Annotated in this window: 19 protein-coding genes, 1 pseudogene and 1 riboswitch; of the genes and pseudogenes, 9 read left to right on the forward strand and 11 right to left on the reverse strand. The window is 57.7% G+C overall.

Annotation, left to right across the window (positions count from 1 at the left end):
* Positions 1 to 103: 103 nt before the first annotated feature.
* Together VDP61_RS08995 and VDP61_RS09000 are read right to left on the reverse strand one after the other, a co-directional pair.
* A complete protein-coding gene (locus VDP61_RS08995) occupies positions 104 to 1,048 on the reverse strand; it encodes a LysR substrate-binding domain-containing protein (RefSeq protein ID WP_323006583.1) in 945 nt (314 codons plus the stop codon).
* A gap of 11 nt (positions 1,049 to 1,059) precedes the next feature.
* Positions 1,060 to 1,842, reverse strand: a complete 783-nt coding sequence (locus tag VDP61_RS09000; RefSeq protein WP_323006584.1) for an aspartate dehydrogenase — start codon at positions 1,840 to 1,842, stop codon at positions 1,060 to 1,062.
* 156 nt (positions 1,843 to 1,998) lie between these two features.
* Between VDP61_RS09000 and VDP61_RS09005 the strand changes: the two genes are divergently transcribed.
* From VDP61_RS09005 to VDP61_RS09015, 3 genes are all read left to right on the forward strand, one after another.
* Positions 1,999 to 2,952, forward strand: coding sequence for a dihydrodipicolinate synthase family protein (locus VDP61_RS09005; RefSeq protein ID WP_323006585.1), 954 nt, complete (start codon positions 1,999 to 2,001; stop codon positions 2,950 to 2,952).
* A 3-nt stretch (positions 2,953 to 2,955) separates the two neighbouring features.
* Complete coding sequence (locus tag VDP61_RS09010) at positions 2,956 to 3,840, forward strand: DMT family transporter (RefSeq protein WP_323006586.1); 885 nt, start codon at positions 2,956 to 2,958, stop codon at positions 3,838 to 3,840.
* Positions 3,841 to 3,970: 130 nt separating this feature from the next.
* Positions 3,971 to 4,534, forward strand: coding sequence for a 3-hydroxyanthranilate 3,4-dioxygenase (locus tag VDP61_RS09015; protein WP_323006664.1), 564 nt, complete (start codon positions 3,971 to 3,973; stop codon positions 4,532 to 4,534).
* A gap of 78 nt (positions 4,535 to 4,612) precedes the next feature.
* Here the strand turns inward: VDP61_RS09015 and VDP61_RS17860 are convergent, their stop codons facing one another.
* Positions 4,613 to 5,065, reverse strand: a complete 453-nt coding sequence (locus tag VDP61_RS17860; protein WP_416236518.1) for a hypothetical protein — start codon at positions 5,063 to 5,065, stop codon at positions 4,613 to 4,615.
* A 204-nt stretch (positions 5,066 to 5,269) separates the two neighbouring features.
* Here VDP61_RS17860 and VDP61_RS09020 point away from each other — a divergent pair, with 204 nt between their 5' ends.
* Positions 5,270 to 6,286, forward strand: coding sequence for a LacI family DNA-binding transcriptional regulator (locus VDP61_RS09020; RefSeq protein ID WP_323006587.1), 1,017 nt, complete (start codon positions 5,270 to 5,272; stop codon positions 6,284 to 6,286).
* Here the strand turns inward: VDP61_RS09020 and VDP61_RS09025 are convergent.
* The 8 genes from VDP61_RS09025 to VDP61_RS09060 all read right to left on the reverse strand — a co-directional run bounded on the left by VDP61_RS09025 (position 6,283) and on the right by VDP61_RS09060 (position 15,636).
* A complete protein-coding gene (locus tag VDP61_RS09025; RefSeq protein ID WP_323006588.1) occupies positions 6,283 to 7,842 on the reverse strand; it encodes a metallophosphoesterase in 1,560 nt (519 codons plus the stop codon). The two genes, VDP61_RS09020 and VDP61_RS09025, sit on opposite strands and share 4 nt — an antisense overlap.
* The gene (locus tag VDP61_RS09030) at positions 7,839 to 8,483 is read right to left on the reverse strand and encodes a dual specificity protein phosphatase (RefSeq protein WP_323006589.1); all 645 of its coding nucleotides are present in this window, start codon (positions 8,481 to 8,483) and stop codon (positions 7,839 to 7,841) included. Before VDP61_RS09030 ends, VDP61_RS09025 begins: the two co-directional genes overlap by 4 nt.
* A gap of 17 nt (positions 8,484 to 8,500) precedes the next feature.
* Positions 8,501 to 9,352, reverse strand: a complete 852-nt coding sequence (locus VDP61_RS09035) for an inositol monophosphatase (protein WP_323006590.1) — start codon at positions 9,350 to 9,352, stop codon at positions 8,501 to 8,503.
* A 110-nt stretch (positions 9,353 to 9,462) separates the two neighbouring features.
* Positions 9,463 to 10,338: an inositol monophosphatase family protein gene (locus tag VDP61_RS09040; protein WP_323006591.1), complete on the reverse strand. Its 876-nt coding sequence runs from the start codon at positions 10,336 to 10,338 to the stop codon at positions 9,463 to 9,465.
* Positions 10,339 to 10,361: 23 nt separating this feature from the next.
* Entirely contained in the window at positions 10,362 to 11,495 is a 1,134-nt protein-coding gene (locus VDP61_RS09045; RefSeq protein ID WP_323006592.1) for an ABC transporter substrate-binding protein, read from the reverse strand.
* A 55-nt stretch (positions 11,496 to 11,550) separates the two neighbouring features.
* Entirely contained in the window at positions 11,551 to 12,660 is a 1,110-nt protein-coding gene (locus VDP61_RS09050; RefSeq protein WP_323006593.1) for an ABC transporter substrate-binding protein, read from the reverse strand.
* A 20-nt stretch (positions 12,661 to 12,680) separates the two neighbouring features.
* A complete protein-coding gene (locus VDP61_RS09055; protein ID WP_323006594.1) occupies positions 12,681 to 13,811 on the reverse strand; it encodes an ABC transporter ATP-binding protein in 1,131 nt (376 codons plus the stop codon).
* Between the two features lies 1 nt (position 13,812).
* Positions 13,813 to 15,636, reverse strand: a complete 1,824-nt coding sequence (locus tag VDP61_RS09060; RefSeq protein ID WP_323006595.1) for an iron ABC transporter permease — start codon at positions 15,634 to 15,636, stop codon at positions 13,813 to 13,815.
* Between the two features lie 740 nt (positions 15,637 to 16,376).
* Between VDP61_RS09060 and VDP61_RS09065 the strand changes: the two are divergent.
* The 5 genes and pseudogenes from VDP61_RS09065 to VDP61_RS09085 form a co-directional block, all read left to right on the forward strand.
* Positions 16,377 to 16,618, forward strand: a pseudogene (locus tag VDP61_RS09065) (IS5/IS1182 family transposase); the annotation flags it as partial.
* A 232-nt stretch (positions 16,619 to 16,850) separates the two neighbouring features.
* On the forward strand, positions 16,851 to 17,138 hold the full coding sequence (locus tag VDP61_RS09070) for a hypothetical protein (protein WP_323006596.1): 288 nt from the start codon (positions 16,851 to 16,853) through the stop codon (positions 17,136 to 17,138).
* Between the two features lie 321 nt (positions 17,139 to 17,459).
* Positions 17,460 to 17,686: riboswitch (cobalamin riboswitch) on the forward strand.
* A 32-nt stretch (positions 17,687 to 17,718) separates the two neighbouring features.
* Positions 17,719 to 17,901, forward strand: a complete 183-nt coding sequence (locus VDP61_RS09075) for a CbtB domain-containing protein (protein ID WP_323006597.1) — start codon at positions 17,719 to 17,721, stop codon at positions 17,899 to 17,901.
* 3 nt (positions 17,902 to 17,904) lie between these two features.
* The gene (locus VDP61_RS09080; RefSeq protein ID WP_323006598.1) at positions 17,905 to 18,603 is read left to right on the forward strand and encodes a CbtA family protein; all 699 of its coding nucleotides are present in this window, start codon (positions 17,905 to 17,907) and stop codon (positions 18,601 to 18,603) included.
* Positions 18,600 to 19,076: a hypothetical protein gene (locus VDP61_RS09085; protein WP_323006599.1), complete on the forward strand. Its 477-nt coding sequence runs from the start codon at positions 18,600 to 18,602 to the stop codon at positions 19,074 to 19,076. Before VDP61_RS09080 ends, VDP61_RS09085 begins: the two co-directional genes overlap by 4 nt.
* The last annotated feature ends 32 nt before the right edge of the window (positions 19,077 to 19,108 follow it).

Genomic DNA, 19,108 nt, shown 5'->3' on the forward strand with positions numbered 1-19,108 from the left:
CTCTCAAAGTCACAGGTTTGTCTAGAAGGTTCACATGGATGCAGCCATCGGCTCAACCGAATTGGGCAAATACTGCTATCGGTATCGGTGATACCAGTGCCGCCTATCTGCCATTCGCCACATCGCGCAGCGCCGCCAGAAAGGCGCTTCCCGCCGGCGACAGGCTGCTTTCACCCCGATGCGAAACACCCACGGGCCGCCCGCCAAAGGGAACATCCCAATCAATCCGGGTCAAAAGACCTGCCTCGACATCAAGGGCCGCGACATGGGTGGGCAGCAAGCCGATAAAATCATGGGACCGCAAAAGTGCTCGATTGGTCAGATAGGACACGGATTCAATCACCGTTGCCGGCAGATATTGCCCTTGCTTTACAAAATACTGATCGGTTTGCCGCCGGAGCGTCGTTTCAACCGGCGGCAATATCCATCCGAATGGCATCAACTGTTCAAACGTCACATTGGCAACTTTGGCCAGCGGGTGCGCGTTGCCGGTGACAACCATCACGCGCTCGTCAAAGAATTTTTCCTGCTGGATGTTGGAACGGTGCCTGTGACTGGGCAACCGCCCGACGATCATGTCAATCTCACCCGACCGGAGGGCGGGGATCAGCGCCTCGTTCGTGCCTTCAATGATCTTGATCGCGACTTTGGGACGATCCTGAAACAGCCGCTTGATTGCACGGGGCAAAAGGGTGGGCGACGCGGCCAGCAAAGTACCCACAACGATACGGCCACTGTTGCCTTCATTCAGATCATCCAACTCCTGTGCGGCGTTGGATACCTGCGCAAAGATCAGCTTGCCATGGCGGATAAGCGCCTCGCCAAAGACCGTAGGCACGACACCGCGGTTGGTCCGTTCAAACAGCTGAACCTCGAAATCAAGCTCAAGGTCCTGGATCATCTTGGTTGCGGCGGGTTGCGAGATGCCCAGATCGCGCGCGGCATGCTGGATGTTACCGTGCTGGCTAACAGCCACAAGCAACCGCAGTTGGCGCAGTTTCAGGCGTGTCAGGGCACGGTCGACAATGCGCGTGTGATTGGAAACCATGCGATCCCGCCTTAAGTTGTGATTGCAGCGCGGCGGCGCTCAATCGCGGAAATGATGCTCATCGCGGCAAGGGCAGAGCTGCGCGGATTGTCTGGAAGGGCCTTGCCTTCGATCCTGAAGCTGAAGCTGCCAAAAGCGCCTGACGCGTGGATCTCGTGGATATTGGCGGTCACATCGGGGTCTGCGATCAGCGTGACCTTGGTGCGGTCAAACCCAAGCCCGGCGATGGCCACGGCGGCAGCGACATTTGCGTTTTTCGGATAATCGGTTGCGGCCTGTCGGGCGCTGCCCTCAAAATGGGTTGCCGCAGATTTCAGCCCCGCCAGATCAACGCGCGCTTGGGCGGGTGAGCCCAGCCAGCCTTCAGGGGGCTTGCGGCCCGTGTAGGTTACTGCGTTCAATCCGCCAACCCGCGCCGCCTGCAAGCAATCCAAAGCGCCGATGGCCCCGCTTGCCAGATGCAGTTGCGCCCCGCCAGCTTGCGCCGCGCGTGTCAGGCTTTGCTCCAGCCTTTCATCGGCAAGCGCGCCTAAAGAAACCGTTATCAGGTCAATGCCGCGTTCCAGAATGGCGGCCCCATGTTCAATCAGTGCCGCATGGCCAGCACAATCAACCATCAGGTCGATGTCGCCCGGCAGGTCAGCCACACTGGCCACGCGGGCCACTCCGCCCTCATTCGGGGCACTCAACCGGGCTGCCCGCACCAACGAGACGTGCAGGCCGCTGCCACCTGCGCGGAGTTTTTCCGCCACAAAGCGCCCAATGGCACCTTCACCGATAATCCCAATCTTCATCCGCGACTCCTGTCCTTGCAACTTTATACCTGAAACCCCAAGCCCTCTGCTATCGAATTTTCGAATAGCCAGTTAAGCCCGTTTAGATTGGTAATTGCGCGAACGCCGCGCTTTAGTGTTTGCAAAGCAACCGCCATGACCCGCCGGAGCCCCATTGTGAAATATTCAAAATATGACGCCAAAGCCTATGCCCGCGAAACCATGCGCGGCATCTGGGCCGCTGCACTGAACCCGTTTGACGATAATCTGGCCCTGAATGAAGCTGGTCTGCGCCGCAACATTCGGCACTGGATTGATGATCTGGGGATTCAGGGCCTGTTCATTGCCGGAAAACAGGGCGAGTTCTGGTCGATGTCGCTGGATGAACGCAAGCGCAACATGACCGTCGCGGCACAGGAATGTGGCGATAAGGCGGGAACCATCATGTCGATCTCGGACCAGAATGTGAATACCGTGCTGGAGCTTGGCCGCCATGCCGAAAGTTGCGGGGCGGATTATGTGGTCGTGCATGCGCCAATGCTTAGCTTTTGCCATGATCGCGAGGAGGTTTTGTATAATTATTACAAGCACCTGTGTGACCGTCTTGATATCGGTATCGCAATGTGGAGCCATCCTGACAGCGGCTATCTGATGGAGCCGGAAACCTGTGCGCGGATTTCCGAGCTGCCCAATATCATGGCCATCAAATATTCGGTGCCACGGGAAATGTATGCACGGCTGACAAAGATGATCGGCGATAAGATTCTGGTCTCAACCTCGTCCGAAGATGAATGGCTCGACAATATCGAAGAGCTTGGCTGGCAGTTATATCTGTGTTCATCGCCGCCGTACCAGTTGCAAACGAAAAACGATCTGCGGATGCATGAATACACAGAACTGGCCTTTGCGGGTAAGTTCGATCAGGCGCGGCATGTGCGCAACAGCCTTGATCCGGTGCGCGATGCGATCAAGACCAGCAAACCCGGCGGCAAGCCCACGGCGCATGGCAAGTATTGGCAGGAATTGCTGGGGCAGGTTGGCGGGCGCGTGCGCCACCCGATGCTGGAATTGACCGAGGCGGAAAAGGCCGCGACATCAAAGGCGTTTGAAGGCTGCGGGCTGAAGCTCTGATTTATGGGCGGTGAAGGCTTTGCGCTGCTGGCCGCCCTTGCTTACGGGCTGGCAGGTGTGTCGATCGTAAAGGGCAAGGCCAGCGCGCGTGGCGACAATGGCGTGTTCTTGTCTGTTGTGTTGACGGCGGCTGTGTCGGGCCTTTTGTGGTTGGGTTGGGGGCAGGTCACTGTCGCGGTGCTGGCAACATCGGCCGCGGTTGAACCCGTGGCGGTTTTCATCGCCGCAGGGCTGTTTTCAATGGTGCTGGGGCGCACGACCATGTACCGCGCAACCGAGCAAATCGGCCCCGTCGCCGCCAGTTTGCTGCGCCGCCTGACGCCGGTCTTTGCGCTTCCCATCGGGGTGATATTTCTGTCAGAAATCCCCGAAGGGCAGACGATTTTGGGCGCGGGCCTAGTGATCGCGGCGGTTATGATCTACATCGGCAAACCGGTCCCAAATTCCGGTCAGACAATCCGCCTTGGTTGGTTGTTGGGAATAGGATCAGCGGCATCCTATGCAGTATCCTATGTGCTGCGCAGTCATGGCCTGGATCACCTTCCCGACGCGGCCTTCGGGACATTCATGGGCGCGATGGCAGGCCTGATCTGGCTATTGGGCCTAAACATCATTGGTGCAAACCCGAGGCTACGCCTACGCAAATTGCTATTGGATCGCGGGCCTTGGCATTGGCTAACGGCATTGGCCCTTAGTGCCGGGCAGCTTCTTCAGTTTTTTGCCCTCAAATCAGCCTCGGTAGTTGTTGTGGCCACGCTTGGCTCTCTGGAAGTGTTTTTCACAGCGCTTTTGGGGGCCATCCTGATTGGCGGTCCGGGCTTGCGGGCGGGGCGCATATGGTTGCCGGCCTGTGTTGCTTTCACGGGTACCGCGCTGTTGGTGTGGTAAGTTTTTGGTATAAATAATAATAATACCAAGTTTACCGGAAACCGTTATTTCTTTTGTGCAAGTAGGCTTATCCTTTTACTCAACGACCAAGCCCGCCGCCCTTAACGCCATACAAGCAGGAGGAAAACCCATGTCAAACCACCCGACACTCAAGCCCTTCAATTTCAAACGCTGGGTCGAGGAGAACGCCGACAAGCTGCGCCCACCGGTTGGAAACCAACTGCTGCACAAGGAAGGCGATATGATCGTCATGGTCGTCGGCGGTCCAAATACCCGCGTCGATTTCCATGATGATCCTGTGGAAGAATGGTTCTTCCAACAAAAGGGCGACATGGTTCTTAAGATTGCGGATGGCGGCAAAATCTATGATGTGCCGATACGCGAAGGCGAGGTGTTTTTGATGCCACCCCATACCCGTCACGCCCCCCAGCGCCCGCAAGAAGGCTCGATCGGCATTGTCGTCGAAGCGCCGCGCCAGCCGGGCATGATGGAAGGTTTTGAATGGTACTGCTTTAACTGTGAGGCCCTTGTGCACCGCGAAGAGGTTGCGCTGGGCGGTCCCGAAGGCATCGTGACGGCATTGCCGAAAATCTATGAAAAATTTCACAACAGCACCGAAGCACGCACCTGCCCCGGCTGCGGCACATTACATCCCGGTAAGGGAAAGCCGCCGGAAGGCTGGGTGAAGCTGTGATGCATGGAAACCCAGACAGATAATCGGGTATTCAAAATGCAGCGACCGGCGGGCAATGGTAAGACGCCGTAAAAAAGCTCACCCGCCTGTGAGAACGTAGGGGGGCTGGTGGACGGCTTGGCAACATGTGGGCGGGCCATATGCGATAAAAACATCCTGTCCGGTCGGTTTGAAGGCCGGATCTTTTCCGACCCTGAAAAAAAGCGATTTCCGCTGGGCGGAAGGGGGTAGAGGCTGGCTTCTTGACGAAGTGATTAGGCGACAACAGCTCACCTGATGATGAATGACCGCCTGCGCCCGCGTGCCATCCAGCAGCCCACGCCCCGCAAAAGATGCAGTGATTCTTGCCGTCACTGTGCTGGATTGCAGGCCAAGCATAACCAGAAAACCAGAAAGTGCCGCCCAAAGTCGTGCTGCCGTTCCGGTGGAAATCCATCGGTGGCGTGCCGCGCCAAACCCAGAGCGCCCACCGCTTTTGATAGGCCCAAGCCCCCAGATAAGGCGTGCCCCCGCGCCGCGCAAATCGACCATCCTTATTGTGGGCGTCACCGCATTATGCGATCTTTATGAGAATTTCTTGCAATGCTGTGCAACGATAGTAAAGAAGTTAGCCAAGGGTATAGGCTTTGCGCCAGCTATGGGCGTCTCCGCCCCCTTTAACGGCTTGCATCATGCGATGTTTTGCCCGAACGGTAAGGCATTGTCTTTTAGGATTTCTTGGCTACAGGGTATAATGTGACAAATTCATCCTCTCAGCGTGGTAGTGGTTTTGTAAGTGCGCAAAAGGTTGCGGAGCGTGCGGACGTTTCCCGTTCTGCCGTTTCGCGGACATTTACGGATGGGGCGAGCGTGTCGGAAGAGACGCGGCTAAAGGTGCTCAAGGCGGCTGAAGAGTTGGGCTATCATGTTAACCATCTGGCGCGTGGTCTGATACGGGACCGTAGCAACATCGTGTCCCTTGTTGTGTCCGAAGTCGCAAGCCCGTTTCAGGCGAGCCTTATGGATGCAATGACGCGGGCTTTACAGCTGCAAAATCGGGTGGCGCTGGTGATCAACACCAGTGGCGACAATGAAAGTGCAGCACAGGCCCTGAAGCAAAGCCTTAATTACCGTGCGGATGCCACCATTGTTTTGACGGGCACGCCTTCCTCCAGCCTTGTCGATACATGTCTGTTGAACGGGCAGCATGTCATTTTGATCAACCGCAGCGAAACGCCCGATGGCGCGGACCGGATCACGGTGAACAATGCCGCCGCCGCGCAAGAAGCTTTTTTGCTGCATCAACGTGCGGGCGCGAAACGGCATGTCGTCGTGGCCAGCACAAACCGTACCCCCAGCCTTGTCGCGCGCGAGTTGGCCTATGTCGAAGCGGCCACACAGGCAGGCGTCGAGGTTGAAGTGGTCGCCACAGGGCCGACATCCTATGAAACTGGGCAGAAGGCCGCGCGGCAGGTCTTGGCCCGATCGAATGCCGCAGATGCTGCCTTTTGCGTAACGGACCTTCTTGCGCTGGGGTTCATGGATTCCGCACGGTTGGAGTTTGATCTGAATATCCCGCGCGACTGCTGTGTTATCGGCTTTGATGACATTGAGCAGGGGGGCTGGGATTCCTATGGGCTGACGACATTCCGCCAGCCCATAAATCAAATCGCAGAATATATCTCACGGCTTCTAGATAATGAGGAAGCGGCGGGCGAGGGCGTGACGTTTGAGACGCAGTTGATTTGGCGGCGCTCGGTGCGTCCGCGTTAAACCGCGGTGAGCGCCCCCGTCACAAGATCAATCCTGAGGTGATTGTCCGGTGCGCTATTTGCGTGTTTGTGCAGCGTTGAAAGAAGACGCGCTGCGGGGCCAGCGGCATTGGACGGCGGCAAGCCTTGATACAGGGCCAGCCGCTCTTTCGGGACCTGTGCCAAAGTTCCGGCGCGTTCCAATAGGTAGAGATCGCTGATCGCGGTGAGGCCTGAAATTTCGGCGGCGCTTTGCGTAAAATCTTCTTCCTCGATCAAATCAGCAAGCGTTGATGTGGCGAGCAGTTCGGCAAAACCGTCTTCCCAATCGCGCGGCAGATGGCGCAAGAAGACAAGCCTTGTGAGGTGCCACCGCAGAAAGCTTTGATAGTCCTCGGCTTCTGGCAACTTGGCCCCCGCCATACGATAGGCGTCATTGATGTGATCGCGACCCGCTGCGTTCATCAGAAGATGCGTGGTGATCTCGGCGGTATTGCCTTGCAAATCAAGCTCTTTCCAGCCCGCCGGATAGCCGACCGTGGACGGGGCCGCGATGTTTGTCAGGGCGGGTGCGTCGGGCGTGGCAAGGCGGGTGGCGCTGCGATTCAGGTGCCAGTGGCCGCTGAAATGCAGGCCTATCCCCGTTGACGCGATGCGCGCGGCAATTCCATCGTTCGGCATCATCCGGCGTTTGCCGCCGGCATCCATCTGGCCACTTGCACCATTCAGAACATCAAGCACCGGATAATGCGAGAAGGTGACCAAGCGCTTTCCTAGCCGCTCTGCCCGTGCGCTAACTGTGGCCATCCAATCAAGTAACCAGCTTTTGCGTTGCAAAACGGCGGCCCAGCCTTCTGAACTGCCATCGCGCCAATCGCCCTTGTTTGATGCCGGATCGGGCCAGTAGACCGAGGCATCAATAGATAAGATCCAAAGCCCTGCGACGGGCTCTGCAAGGTAGGAAAGATCTGGCACAAAGATTGTTTCAGCGTCATCGGTGGCGATTGCGCCCATGCGGGACTCTACCGCAGGATCTGTGCCAAAGGGCGTTTCCCACAGCAGATCATCGGGGTGGGGCGCGAACCCGAAGCCCGACGCATGGGGGAACATCTGCGCATAGCTCAGGCGTTGCATTGCGGCTGTCGCATCGTTTCCATTGTCAGGCGCGCTTGAGACGCTAAAAACCGATCCATCTTCGGCCGAGAATTCCTTTGTCTGTACGAGATCGCCATTGACCCATTGGTCGTGGTTTCCGGGGGTCAGGAAAAACCGCATTCCGGCGCGCGCTTCATAGTCGCGCAAGATTGTGGCGGCAGCCTCCCAATTCGGGGTTTGCCCGTCATCCGTCATATCCCCGAGGATCAGTATCAGCGTGATCCCTTTGGCCGCCATCTCGTCCAATGCGGCGCGCAGGGCCGGTTCACTTTCGTTGAAAACGCGTGTCGAATGTAGCGTGTCATTCAAGCTGCGAAGCATGTGTTGGCCGGGGCGCCCAAAGGCGGCCCCTGTCTCAATAGCGTGCAGATGTGGGTCCGCGAGAATCCCGATCCGCCCCTCCCATGCGGCGGCAACAGTCACTTCGTGCCCTCAACAGGGTTTGCTGCGCGCATCTGCGGCGCATCGTGGCCGATCATATCAATCCACTTTGACGCCTGCCGTGCGGCATCGACCAAAACGGGCTTGGGTGCTTCGAACCATTCATCGGGGCGCAGTTCGCGTTTGCGCTGAACATGTTGGATTGCCGCGTCCAATGTCGGGTAGGTTTCCGGCATCGCCCGGTGCAAGAACAACGCGCCAAGCGACACTGATCTTGACCGCCCGCCGCGACAATTCAAAAGAACATTCCCCTTGGCGCGGTGCGGATAGCTTGGCCGGTCGGGCAGTTCCTGCACCAAGGCGCTGCGCAAAATATAATAGCCGGCAAGCATCATCGTTGCGGGGTTGCCATGGCCGTCAACAAGGCCGATCTTGTAGTATCGCAAGGCGCCCTGGCCAAAGGTCACGGCGCCTTCGGCTGCCCCCGTCAGGTCACGGCCTTCATCAGACACAAGGTTGAAATCGAGGTTGACCGCGCAATTGACGACCGTGGTGATGCCGTGTGCGCGCAAAAGGTCCAAATCGGATGCGCCATCACGGCCCCCGATATAAAGCGATACACCATAAGGGGTGACATTTTTCTCAATCAAACTGATCGGGGGGCGTTCATATTCGGGGGACATTTGATCGTTTCCTGTATTCAGACGGCGCATGTGCGCAAGGCACCGGCATTTGCAAGGGGGATACCGGAGATCGCGCCTAATTGAGCAGCGAAGGCCGGGGTGGCGGCCAGAACGGGGGCACCTTCCGAAAGGGCGTTTTCGGCTCCTAGAAAGTCGCAGGTGGCACCGCCCGCTTCTTGCACAAGAAGAAGGCCCGCGAGGCAATCCCAAGCATTCATGTGCAATTCTACATAGCCGTCGGATCGTCCGTCCGCAACATAGGCCAGCCCCAGCGCACCAGAAGCTGCGCGCCGTACATTCGCGCCCGCATCCAGCATTCCAGTGAGCACAGCAAGGTATTGGCTTTGTGGCATGCGATTGGACCAACCCAGTTCAATACAAGCGGCGTCAAAATTATCGGTTCCGGCGGTGTTGATCGGCAAGCCGTTGCGGGTGGCACCTGCGCCGCGCCGCGCGAAATAAAGATCATCCATTGCGGGTGCGTTGATGGCGCCGATCTCGATCACCCCATCGACAACAAACGCGATCGAGATGCAAAAATGCGGGATTCCACGGGCAAAATTGGCGGTCCCGTCAATCGGATCGACCACCCAGACATGGCCTGATGTGACCGTACCGCCACTTTCTTCGCCCAGAAAGTCATCCTCGGGAAAGGCTTCTTTCAGGCGTGCGCGCAGATGCGCCTCTACCGTGCCATCGGTTTCAGTCAGGAAATCTTGCGGGCCTTTGCGGCCAACGTGCGCGCCTTGACGGCTTTGGCGTTCAAATCCTTCCAAGGCCAGTTTGCCCGCGCTTAGGGCGATCTCTTTGCAAAAATCGGCACGGCGGCTGAGCGTTTCCGGGCTGAGCGGGTGCGGTTGGTTCGTCATAGGCTACGTCCTTCAATGGGGCCTGTGCACTGCGCTATTGCACAGCATTGCAAGGCTTTCAATCCTGATACCGGGGACAAAGTTTGAGGTGTGTGGTTATGGGTTCGGGTTTACTTTGGGGGGCTGCGTTGGGTGTCGATTTCGGTACAAACCGCCTCGAGTGTAGGGTAGGCCGCTTGCGCGCCATAGGCATGGTATCCGGGGCAGGCGTAATCGGGGGCATCATCCGGCACACGCCCAAGCCGCAACGGGTGATATACCCCACCCGCGCGCCGCAAGATCAAGATTGCAGCCGTGACATCCCATGCATTTACGCCGAAACCTGCCGCTGCATCTGTCCAGCCTGCCGCAACGTGGCAAAGCGTCAGCGCGGCACTGCCCGGACGGCGCAGCGTGCCGAAGGCTTCGACCAGGCGGCCGAAACGCTCTAGCGCAATGTCCCGCCCATCAAGACGGAAATCTCGCGCGACCGGATAGCCGGTAATCAGCACCGCGCGGGCCTCATCCGAAACGCTTTTCGCGGCAAGGCGCTGATTATTGCACCACGCACCTTGGGCATCGGCCCAGAACATCTGATCGCTCATCGGGTCGTAAACCGCACCGGCAATGATTTCACCGTCGATCACGGCACCGATTGAAACGCACCAGAATGCCAGCCCGACTGCGAAATTCGAGGTGCCGTCAATCGGATCGACGAACCAATTGACTTGGCCTTTGGCGCCGGTTTCGCCCGAGGCGCCGTCTTCCTCGCCGATGATGACGGCATCCGGCGTGGCTTTCATCAGATAGCTGCGCAAGGCGGCCTCTGTTGCGCGGTCATGGATCGTGACGGGGTCGTGGAGATCGACCTTGTGGTCGACCTCCATTGCGCTGCGGAAGGCTGCGCGCAGGGCCGGGCCGACCAAAAGCGCCCCATCCCGTGCGATTTTTGCAAGCCTTGCGGCAAGTTCAATCCGGTCAGGGCATGCGACTGTGGTTTGGTCCATTGTGGAACCTTCCGAAGTACCAGTCATTTTTTGTAGCTCAGGCGCCAGAAGTCCTGCCAATCTTGGCGCGTATCCCAATCGGATGCTGCCTCGGATATTTGGTAAGGCAAGACGCGCTCCAGGAATGCGCCGACGCCGGAAGGTTCGCTATCGGGCAGGCCAACCTCGATGTTTGATGACATCTTGCCGTCTTCAGCTTGGGGGGCGATGCCTTCGCCGGTCAGAACATAGCGGATAAACAGCTTGGCCGCGTTCGGGCTGTCTGTTCCCGCCGCGATCACACCGACGCCGGCATTTGCGAAGCCAAGAAAGGGTTGCATGTCGCTGCAAAGCCCAAGTTTGAGGCCGCCTTCCGCATTGTCGCGGAACTTGGCAGAGCTCATCATCCCCATGAACGCATCGGTTTGGCCCGGTGATCCGACAGCTTCTGCAGCGCTGCTGTCTGATGACCCAAGCAGCGGGCCGTTTTCGGCCAATGCCTTGACCCAGGCTTTGGTCGCGCTGGCTTGATCCGTTTCAAGCGGCTTACCGAAATAATCGGCATAGGCTTGGGCCACGGCCGCATCGGCCTGGCTTTCCATTTGATTGAACCAATCGGTGTAAATGGTTTTGCCCAGCGGGTCCTGCATCGCGACATGCCCGCGCCATTTGGGTTCGGTCAACTCCCAGATGTTGGTCACGGGGCAGGTTTCATTCTGTTCGGCGTTATAGGCCCAGACGTTGACCGTGGTCACCACGACAAGTGGATTTTGGTATTGGCTGGGGATTTTATCCGCCATATCGGGTGGCAGATAGCTGATGGCGGCCCCCACAGGCAGGACTTCGCCCACAACCGATGGCGCATCGGAAATGATCGAAACATCGCCTTGGACATTCCCCGCGCGCGCCTCGCGCAAAAGCATTTCTACTTGCGCTGTGGCCTTTACCTTGGTGCCAACAGCTTGCAGCCCGTATTTCGCGGCGAACGCATCGGCCATCTCGGTGATTTTTCCGGTACTGTCATAGATTTGCAGTGGCGGCTCGGCTTTGGCGGCGGCAATCATTGCCTCGATTTCGGGCGTTTCAGCTTGTGCGCTGATGGTGAAGGCAGAAAGGGCTGCAATTGAAAGCATCGTCGTGCGGGTACAAAGAGCCGCAAGTTTCTTTCCGGTTTTCATTATATCCTCCCTGAAATGATGAAAAATCCGGCGGCGCGTCTGCCGCCGGACAGGTTCAGTTGCGCAGTGCCATGCGCCAGGCGTCTTGCCAGTCTTGGCGCTTGTCGAGATCCTCGATCGCGGTCGCCGTGTCATAGACCATCAGCTTTTCGATATGGCTGCCGACGCCAGATGCTTCCTCGGCATTGGCGGGGATGCTGGTGTTCGATGATATTTTGCCGTCAATGGTCTGCGGGGCGATGCCCTCTTCGCTAAGCAGATAATGGACAAATAGCTTTGTCGCGTTCGGGCTTTTCGTGCCTGTCGCCATCGCCGCAACACCGGGGTAAAGCCAACCCTCAAACGGCTGAATATCGGCGCAGATGCCAAGCGCGGTCTTTCCCTTGACGTTATCGCGGAATTTCGCTGTGGACATGATCCCCATGAAGGGTTCCGCCTGCCCAAGCGCGCCGACCGCATCCGCCACGCCAGAGCTATCTGCAATCAACGGCGCGTTGGCGGCAAACCCCTGCACCCAAGCGGCGGTGGCCGATTGCGACGAGGTGTCGAGCGGCTTGCCGTAATGCGCTTCATAAGCCGCTGCCATTTCGGCATCGTGATGTGTCTCCAACTGGTTGAACCAATCGGCGTAGGCGGGCTTTGCCAGCGGGTCCATCATCGCAACTTTGCCGTGCCATTCGGGATCGGTGAAGGCCCAAACATTGTTGACGGGGCAGTGGTCGTGGACCTCGGAGTTGTAAGCCCAAACATGCGGATCGGAGACGACGACCAGCGGATCGCGCGATTGGGGTGCGATGTCATTCGCAAGGTCCGGCGGCAGCCATGTCGTCGCGATGCCTTCGGGGATCAATTGCCCCATGATCACCGCGAGATCTCCGGCGACGGCCAGATCGCCTACCACATTATTCGCCTGCGCCTCACGGATCATCAACTCGGCCTGCTCGGCTTCGTTCACCTTCTTGCCGGTGGCTTGTATGCCATAGGCTTTGGTAAATGCCTCTGCCGTTTCCACGATCTTGCCCGTGACGGCATAGACGGTGATCGGCGGTTCGGCTTTCGCAGCTTCAATCATTGCCTCAAGTGAAGCATCTTGGGCAAAAGCTGCGCCCGCTGCACCCAGAATAAGCGCGGCGGTCAGTGGGCCATATTTTCTTGTCGTTTTCATGTGATCTCCTCCTAAAGATGTCATGCGGCGAGTTTTGCCAAAAGCGGGTCTGCATCGTGCAGGCGTTGGCCATTAGCGTCGAATAAATGCAGGGATGCGGGTTGCATCACAATTGTAACCATCTCGTCTTGCTTAAGGGTGGGGGCGACATGGGCCGTCATGAAGACTGTCTGGCCTGCAGCCTGGAGTTCGATGATCCAGCTACCGCCCGTGGGCAGCACGCCCGAGACGGTGGCGGGAACGCTAAACTGGCCTTCGGGCAAGGATGATGCCGTTCCGGCCAGAAGGCGCATTGCCTCGGGGCGTATAGCCATAGAGGCGGCATTGTTTACCCCGGGCAGGCATTGCGTCAGGTAGCCGCGCGCGAACCGCGCAAGCGGGGTCATATCTCCTGACATTTCCATGATGTTGATCGGTGGCGCGCCGACGAATTCAGCCACGAAGCGGTTGGCGGGGCGCTCATAGATATCGTCGGGCGTGCCTATTTGCTGCAAACGGCCTTCGCTCATTACGGCAATCGTGGTCGCCAATGTCATGGCTTCCCATTGGTCATGGGTCACGAACATGATTGTTGTGCCGAAATTTGCATGGATACGCTTCAACTCGGCGCGCATTTCAAGCCGCAAACGCGCATCAAGATTGGACAGCGGCTCATCAAGCAAAAGCACGCCGGGGCTGACCGCAAGCATCCGCGCCAGCGCGACCCGTTGCTGTTGCCCGCCCGAAAGCTGCGAGGGGAAACGATCGCGGTACTTTTCGATCCCAAGCGCGGTCATCACCTCTTCAGTGCGGGCGTCCCGCTCTGCCGCGGGCATTTTGCGCAGGCGCAAGCCAAAATCGACATTACGCGAGATCGTCAGATGCGGCCAAAGCGCATAGCTTTGGAACACCAGCCCCAATTCGCGCTTTTCCGGCGGAATGAACACGGCCTGATCGGGGCAATCAACGACCCGCCCGCCAATATCAAGCGACCCGCCCGAAAGGTTCTCCAGCCCCGCGATCATCCGCAGGGTGGTGGTTTTCCCACAGCCCGAGGGCCCGAGCAGGCACATGAATTCGCCATCGGCAATTTCAAGATCCAGATCGGGAACCGCGTCGCTGTTTGCTCCGGGATAGGCTTTGCGCGCACGGCGTAGATTGATCGTCGGCATATTAACCTCCCAGCCCTTCGGCAAGATTTGTTCCGGTGAGTTTTTGTGCGGTCAAAGTTCCAAAATAGGCGATGGCAGCGATGATCAGCACGACCGCATTGGCGGCTTGCGTGTAATGGTAATCGACAAGGCGCAGCGAGAAGGTTGTCAACACGTCGGTGCTTGGCACGGCAAGCATGACAAACAGGCTCAGCCCTTTGATGCCCGAGATGAAGGGCAGCAGAACCCCCGTCACCAACGACCCTTTTTGAATCGGTATCACCACGCGGATCATGCGCGGCAACCAGCCCGCGCCCGAAATCTGGGCCGCTTCCTCGGGCTCTTTCCCCAGTTGCATCATCGCGGAAATTCCAGCGCGCGAGGCATAGGGCATCTGCTCTGCCATCAGCGCCAGCATCAAGATCGCGATGGTGCCGTAAAGGGCAGGTATTGGCCCGCGCTGCACCGCAAAAAGTGAGAGATAAGCGGCCGCAAACGCGATGCCCGGCACAAGATAGGGCAAGAACGTGATCTGCCGCAGGAAACCCGAAAGCGCAGGCACAGGGGTTCGGACCACAACATAGCCCACCAGCAGCCCCAGAATACCCGAGCAGATCGAAGCCGTTCCGACAATCCACAGTGTATTCCACGCCGCCGACCAAAGATCTGGCGAAAGCAGAATACCCGTGCGTAACGCGACCGTATCAAGATCGGTGCCAATCCAATATTGCAACGTGAAGTTATCCAGATTGAAGCGCGCAGGGATTTTCATCACGGTCGAGAGGGCCAGGGTAAGCACCGGCAGGCCAACGCTGAATAGGAACATGCCCGCTGCGAACCCCGTCGCCGGTATCCGCCAGCGCCGCAGCTTCACCGTTTTGTTCATTGAGCCTTTTGAGCCGACAGTCACAAAACGCCGCGCCTCCCGCACCAGATAGGTGTCGATCAGAAGGGTGAGTACGCCCATCAACATAATCGCGCCTGCCAGCACCCCTGCTACGCCAGTTTGACGTGACGCGATGTTGCGAAACAGCGAGGTCGCCAACACATCAAATTTTACAGGCAGGCCCAGAACGTAGGTGACGCCGAATTCACCAAGGCATTTGGCAAAGATCAACACAATCGCGGAAAGTAGGGCGGGGCGCATCAGCGGCAAAACGACTTGCCAGGCAATTGTCCAACCCGATGCCCCCAAAATGCGCGCGGAATCCTCAAGCTGACTATCGAAACGGCGCAGGCCGTTGCCGAACAAGAGGATAATGAACGGCGTATAATGCAGCGCAAGAATAATCGTGATCGGCACTTGCCCGTAAGCGAGCCAATCCGGCGGAGAAAACCCCAGTGCCTCGAACCAGCCTTGCTGGCCGCCGATGGTACGGTTGCGAAACAGGGTCGTCCACGCCAGTGCAAAGGTCCATGCAGGAAGCATATAGGGCACGATCAACGCCGTCGCGAACCAGCGTCGCGCGAACATATCGGTGCGGCTCAATAGCCATGCAAGCGGTGTGCCGATCACAAAGGACAGCGCGATTGCACCGAATGCAACCGAGAGCGTGTTCCAAAGCGGTTGCCAAAACAGATCACGCGAAATCGGTGACAGGAACGTCCGTGTTACATAGTAAAGCGTGCCCGACCCGACATCTGTTCCGATACGGCGATCATCGCCAAATTGCACCTGTCCCGCATCAATCAATATAGAGATGATGGGAACCAAAATCAGGTAAGTGAACAGCAGGGCCATCAAGATGCCGATCACAGTTGTCGGCTCGTGCATGGCGAGGCGGTAGCGATATTTCAGCCGTGCCGCACGGTTGTTTTCGATAGGGAAATCATGCCTTGGTATCATTCGCCAGCCCCTCGATAAGGGGGGGCCGAGCGGAAGTTATCCGTCGTCATTCAGTCTTCCTCCCTGTGGGTGATCCGGCCAAAGCCGCTCCTCGATCATCCCGTGTATCGCGGGCAATGCCACGCCATTCCAATGATATTTGCATAGTATTGCACGGCTGTGCAAACTTATAGTTTGTATATATTATAGCGTGTTAGCGGAAATTGTGTTTGATATAAGGCATTATGTTCCGAAGGCTTTGTGGGTGCCATGCAATCGCGTTCATCAAAGCGATTGGCCAATATCCCATCGCCGATGCCTGTCTTTGTGCTTTGGATAAGGCGATCCGTCAGGCCCGTGGCCGGCGCGTGGAATGCTGTGGCCCGGTGATTGCATCAAAACTGTCGGTGGCTGCGCTGGCCAAGGCAGGCGCGCCGGTATCCAGACGCTTTGTATTTGCCAGAAACCAGCGGCCGCTGCCGCATTGCGCCCTTGAATAAGCGCCGGTGGAGGGCAGACTTTCGCTTTGCCTCACAAGGCACCCCATATCCCTTTGCCAAAGCCTCGGTTGAAGCAGAGGGTAACCAGTTTCATGTGGAAAACCCTGCCAAAATCCGAAAGACTCGCGCTTGGTTGTGCAGGCAAGGAGGGGCGATCTTGAATCCGTTTTTGTCTTGCGGCGAATTGCGATTCGCCGAGGAGGTGGCTATAGAGGGTATGTCTTCGCCTGCGCCGCAGGTGAGCGGTCTGTGCTGACAGTCCGCCAAGGCTATATTGCACGCGGCGGCCAAATTCTTGACGCTTCCGTCGTGCCGGTGCTGCGCAATCACAACATGCGTGACGAGAGCGCGGCCATAAAGACGTATGAAGCGCCCGAGGATTGGGCTGACAAACCTGTGAGGCGAATATAAAAGGATGTGGGGGCATGCTGGACGAAAAACACGGCAAGGGCCATTCTGGCTACAAAAGCCATGCCAACCTGGATCGCAGGCGCGGGCTGTTGGTTCCAAAAATTCTTCAGCATTTCCAGGCACCGCATTTGCGAAATCAACGCGAATACAGAAAAACAGTTTGCTATGTTTATCCGTCAACTATCTGTGAGATGACAGGGTTTCGCCAACTTGATGCCCTAAAGAAGCTTATATCGAAGCGTAGACTTTCAACCATCAGTTTCTGGAGGAACCGTGCGCACAATTTTCTCACCCGAAGGGCCTTGGGAAATTCGAAAGCCAAGTTTGACCGATGACCATCTCGACGAATTGCTTGATGCATGGGAAATGGCCAAAACTGCCTACCAGCAAGTGCTTGGCGACGGTGTGGACCGCTCTGCTATAGCGCTGTCCAGGGACAAAAACTACAACACCCTCTTGAGGGCGGGGCAAAGGATTTTTCTGCTGGGGGGTGCCTCCGCAGTGTCTTTGGTCGCACGTCGGCTTGGAAAGCAATCAATCGAGGCTTCTGCCGTTCACTTTGAACGATTGTGGCAAGGCCTGCTGCCGGCAACGATCGGGCGAACCTGCTGAGCCTAAGCGGGCTATCGGGAAGGAAGGCTGGTTTACCATTCAAGGGTGGTAAAGCGGGGCGAACGTGTCTGGCAAATCCAAGGTGAGGCGCGGCTGTCTGAGAAAGCCGATTTTTGACGACAACACCAAAATATACGGGTCTTTAAAAGGATGCGCTGCCGTCCCCAGCGAATCATGATTTTTTCGGGTTATGCGCGCGATGTTCCCGATTGGCTTGCGTTCGCCAAGCGGTGATCACGATCAATCATGCACTATCTGCTGCGCAAGCCCTTACGGTTCGCCGAATGGCACAAATTTGGGTTGCATTAACAAAAGCTAGCTGGTTATATGGTCTGGCTTGGTGTTCCGAAAAGCGCAGAAATGTGTGGAACCTAAAAGGGAATTCAGTAAGGGCAGCCGCCCGAAGCTGGAGCCGCCCCCGCGACTGTAAGCGGTGAGCTGTTGCCCATAATGCCACTTGCCAAACCCGATGATGGGTGCGGTGGGGAAGGCGGGCAAACAGCCACGACCCGCGAGCCAGGAGACCTGCCAAGCATGATTGAAACGCGATGCCGTCGGGTGGACGGTGAGGAGGCTTAAAATGACGACACTGACCCAAGTTCAAGGCCATTCCCATGGCAAATCACGCGCGGGCATGTTGCCCGCATTGTTCGCGGTAATTCTGGGGCTGGCGCTTATTACGCTGACAGGCCACGTTCAGGCCTCGGCGTTGCATGACGCAGCCCATGATATGCGTCACGCAACTGGCTTTCCCTGCCACTAACGGATGTTCTCTAAGTTTTTGACCAGCGCGTTGTTCGCTGGTGCTGTAGCTGGCTTGATTGCCGGTCTGCTACAGTTGGTATTCGTGCAGCCAGTTTTGCTGCATGCGGAGCTTTATGAGAGCGGAGAGCTGTTGCATTTCGGGGGCGATCTGGTTACGGCGCATCCGATTTTGCCGGGGTTTGATGCGGTGCGTGACGGGCTGAGCCTGATCTTCACGATGCTGACCTATACCGGCTATGCCTTGATCCTGGTCGCTGTGATGTCAGTGGCGGAAGGTCGCGGCGCGCGGATTGACGGGCGCATTGGAATGATGTGGGGCATTGCGGGCTTTGTCACATTCCACCTTGCCCCAGCCTTTACGCTTGCGCCCGAAGTTCCGGGCGTGGCTGCGGCAGAGATCAGCGCGCGGCAAATATGGTGGTTCTCCACCGTCGCGGCGGCAGGTGTTGCGCTTTGGCTGATAACTTTTGCGCATAGTTGGGCGCTTCGGGGGCTGGCTGTGGTTTTGCTGGCAGCACCTCATTTGATCGGCGCGCCAGAGCCGGACAGCTTTACCGGCTCAGTGCCGCCAGAGATCGCGGCCTTGTTTGCGGCGCGTGCATTGGGCGTCGGTTTGGCCGCGTGGGTATTGCTGGGGGCCTTTGCTGGATATTTCTGGCGGCGAGAGGCGGCGCAGGGCACAGCGAGCGTTGGGGCATGAACAGGACTCTTGGCCTTTTCGCCATCGGACTGGTGTTCGGTGGCGGGATTGGATTCACGCTTGCTGCGGGCAATGGGATCACCTTTGACGGGCACGATCACAGTTCGGGGCATGGTGGGGGCGCGCATGAAATGGCGCATGCCGCCGCCCTTGAAGTGCCCGCACTGGACGCGCCCGGGATTGCGGTTGAGCTGACCCGCGATCCGGTGGAGGGCTATAACCTGCATGTTCAGACAACCAACTTTACCTTCACCCCTCAGGCCGCTGGCCTTGGGGACGTGGCGGGTGAGGGGCATGCGCATGTCTATATCAACGGGGAAAAGCTGGGCCGACTTTACGGCGAATGGCTGCATATCGCACATCTGCCGCAAGGCAATGTGATCGTTGAAGTCACGCTGAACAGCAACACTCACCGACCGCTGACGGTCGCCGGGCGGCCCATTGCTACCGATACGGCTCTCTTCGTTGAATAGGGGCCATTTTATCGGCAGAAAGGACATCTGCG

The sequence above is a fragment of the Pseudorhodobacter sp. genome, from assembly GCF_034675685.1.
In the GTDB taxonomy this organism is placed as follows: domain Bacteria; phylum Pseudomonadota; class Alphaproteobacteria; order Rhodobacterales; family Rhodobacteraceae; genus Pseudorhodobacter.

Coding starts and splice junctions, on each gene's coding strand:
- VDP61_RS09010 (WP_323006586.1), top strand. CDS start 2,956: ATGGGCGGTGAAGGCTTTGCGCTGCTGGCCGCCCTTGCTTACGGGCTG.
- VDP61_RS09050 (WP_323006593.1), bottom strand. CDS start 12,660: ATGAAAACGACAAGAAAATATGGCCCACTGACCGCCGCGCTTATTCTG.
- VDP61_RS09060 (WP_323006595.1), bottom strand. CDS start 15,636: ATGATACCAAGGCATGATTTCCCTATCGAAAACAACCGTGCGGCACGG.
- VDP61_RS09015 (WP_323006664.1), top strand. CDS start 3,971: ATGTCAAACCACCCGACACTCAAGCCCTTCAATTTCAAACGCTGGGTC.
- VDP61_RS09075 (WP_323006597.1), top strand. CDS start 17,719: ATGACGACACTGACCCAAGTTCAAGGCCATTCCCATGGCAAATCACGC.
- VDP61_RS09045 (WP_323006592.1), bottom strand. CDS start 11,495: ATGAAAACCGGAAAGAAACTTGCGGCTCTTTGTACCCGCACGACGATG.
- VDP61_RS17860 (WP_416236518.1), bottom strand. CDS start 5,065: ATGGTCGATTTGCGCGGCGCGGGGGCACGCCTTATCTGGGGGCTTGGG.
- VDP61_RS08995 (WP_323006583.1), bottom strand. CDS start 1,048: ATGGTTTCCAATCACACGCGCATTGTCGACCGTGCCCTGACACGCCTG.
- VDP61_RS09085 (WP_323006599.1), top strand. CDS start 18,600: ATGAACAGGACTCTTGGCCTTTTCGCCATCGGACTGGTGTTCGGTGGC.
- VDP61_RS09080 (WP_323006598.1), top strand. CDS start 17,905: ATGTTCTCTAAGTTTTTGACCAGCGCGTTGTTCGCTGGTGCTGTAGCT.
- VDP61_RS09055 (WP_323006594.1), bottom strand. CDS start 13,811: ATGCCGACGATCAATCTACGCCGTGCGCGCAAAGCCTATCCCGGAGCA.
- VDP61_RS09000 (WP_323006584.1), bottom strand. CDS start 1,842: ATGAAGATTGGGATTATCGGTGAAGGTGCCATTGGGCGCTTTGTGGCG.
- VDP61_RS09030 (WP_323006589.1), bottom strand. CDS start 8,483: ATGTCCCCCGAATATGAACGCCCCCCGATCAGTTTGATTGAGAAAAAT.
- VDP61_RS09035 (WP_323006590.1), bottom strand. CDS start 9,352: ATGACGAACCAACCGCACCCGCTCAGCCCGGAAACGCTCAGCCGCCGT.
- VDP61_RS09040 (WP_323006591.1), bottom strand. CDS start 10,338: ATGGACCAAACCACAGTCGCATGCCCTGACCGGATTGAACTTGCCGCA.